The 2,312-nt window shown below is 69.1% G+C and carries 2 protein-coding genes; both read left to right on the top strand.

The annotated features are described in order from the left end of the window. The coding region (locus H0W38_RS21110) for a bifunctional riboflavin kinase/FAD synthetase (RefSeq protein ID WP_292457893.1) at positions 1-713 on the top strand (713 nt) is incomplete at its 5' end. Between the two features lie 115 nt (positions 714-828). Beyond that, positions 829-2,312 (top strand): class I tRNA ligase family protein (locus H0W38_RS21115; RefSeq protein WP_292457895.1); only part of this gene is annotated, 1,484 nt, incomplete at its 3' end.

Here is a 2,312-nt window from a genome sequence, read left to right on the forward strand (position 1 = left end):
GCCAGAGCCCGCAGGCCTTCATCGACGACGTGCTGCTGCGCGGGCTGAACGCGCGCTACGTGCTGGTCGGCGACGACTTCCGCTTCGGTGCCCGGCGCGCCGGCGACTACGCCATGCTCGACGCGGCTGGGGACGCGGCCGGCTTCGACGTGGCTCGCATGCTGAGCTACGAGGTGCACGGCCTGCGCGTGAGCAGCTCGGCCGTGCGCGAGGCGCTGGCCGGCGGCGACATGGCGCTCGCCGCCAGTCTGCTCGGGCGGCCCTACAGCATCAGCGGCCACATCGTGCACGGCGCCAAGCTCGGGCGCGAACTCGGTGCGGCACGTCCCGGCGCGGGCGACGGCTTTCGAACCTTGAACCTGCGCTTTCCTCACCCGCGGCCTGCAGCCAGCGGCATCTTCGTCGTGCAGGTGCAGGGTCTGGGGCCGCAAACCCTCGACGGCGTGGCCAGTCTGGGGGTGCGGCCGACGCTCGGCGAAGCCGGCCGCGTGCTGCTCGAGACGCACTGTTTCGACTGGCCGCAAGACCTCGGCGCCGAGGGGGCCTACGGTAGACTCGTGCGCGTGGAACTGCTGCACAAATTGCACGAGGAACGGCGCTACGGCTCGCTCGCCGAACTGACCGCCGGCATCGCGCGCGATGCGATCGATGCTCGCAGTTTCCTGGCCGGCCACGCGGCCGAGCGCCGCCAGACCACACGCGACCGAATTTGACGCGCCCGGCGCGGATATTCCCCCGCGCGCCGCACCCGCCCTCGTGGGAGCGCATCGATCGCAGCCCACTTCGCGTGGCCGCCCGCCGAGTGCGGGAGCAACCTCGAAACCGTCCATGTCCTCCACCGATTCGCCCGACTACCGCGCCACACTGAACCTGCCGGACACGCCCTTCCCGATGCGCGGCGATCTGCCCAAGCGCGAGCCGGGCTGGGTGAAGCAGTGGGAGGAGCAAGGCACCTACCAGCGGCTGCGCGACGCGCGGGTCGGAGCGCCGAGGTTCGTGCTGCACGACGGGCCGCCCTATGCCAACGGCGCGCTGCACATCGGCCACGCGGTCAACAAGGTGCTCAAGGACATGGTCGTCAAGTCGCGCCAGCTGGCGGGCTTCGATGCGCTCTACGTCCCCGGCTGGGACTGCCATGGCCTGCCGATCGAAAACCAGATCGAGAAGACCTACGGCCGCAAGCTGACCCGCGACGAGGTGCAGGCCAAGAGCCGCGCGTACGCCACCGAGCAGATCGCGCTGCAGATGGCCGACTTCAAGCGCCTGGGCGTGCTGGGCGACTGGGACCATCCGTACCGCACGATGGACTTCGGCAACGAGGCCGGCGAGATTCGCGCACTCAAGCGGCTGGTCGAGCGCGGCTTCGTGTACCGCGGATTGAAGCCGGTGTACTGGTGCTTCGATTGCGGGTCTTCGCTGGCCGAGTTCGAAATCGAGTACGCGGACAAGGCTTCACCGACGGTGGATGTGGCCTTCCTGGCCGCGCAGCCGCAGCTAGTGCTGGAGGCCTTCGGCCTGCCCTCACCCCAGCCCTCTCCCGCGAACGCGGGAGAGGGAGCAAATACTCCCTCTCCCCCGGCAACCGGGGAGAGGGTTGGGGTGAGGGGGTTGCCGCAAGACAAACCGGTCTTCGCGGTGATCTGGACCACCACCCCCTGGACCCTTCCCGCCAACCAGGCACTCAACCTCAACCCGGATCTCGAGTACGCGCTCGTCGATACCGAGGGCGGCCTGCTTCTGCTCGCCAGCGCCCTCGTCGAGAAGTGCCTCGAGCGCTTTGGCCTGAGCGGCAAGGTCGTCGCCACGACCCAAGGCAAGGCACTCGACGGCCTACGCTTCCATCACCCGCTTGCCGACGTGCATGAGGGCTACAGCCGCCTCGCCCCCATCTACCTGGCCGATTACGCGACCGCGGAAGACGGCACCGGCATCGTCCATTCCGCGCCGGCCTACGGCGTTGAGGACTTCAACTCCTGCATCGCGCACGGCGTGGCGCGCGACGACATCCTCAACCCGGTGCAGGGCAACGGCGTGTTCGATGCGGCACTGCCGCTTTTCGGCGGCCAGTTCATCTGGAAAGCCAACCCGCTCATCGTCGAGGCGCTGCGAAACGCCGACCGACTGCTCGCCACAGCCCAGCTCGAGCACAGTTATCCGCACTGCTGGCGCCACAAGACGCCGGTGATCTACCGCGCCGCCGCGCAGTGGTTCGTGCGCATGGACGAAGGCGAAGGCGTGTTCACCATCGACAAGGCGCCCGGCACGCTGCGCCAGACCGCGCTGGCCGCCATCGACGGCGACCCGGCCCACGG

The sequence above is a fragment of the Methylibium sp. genome, assembly GCF_013817365.1.
Lineage (GTDB): Bacteria > Pseudomonadota > Gammaproteobacteria > Burkholderiales > Burkholderiaceae_C > Methylibium.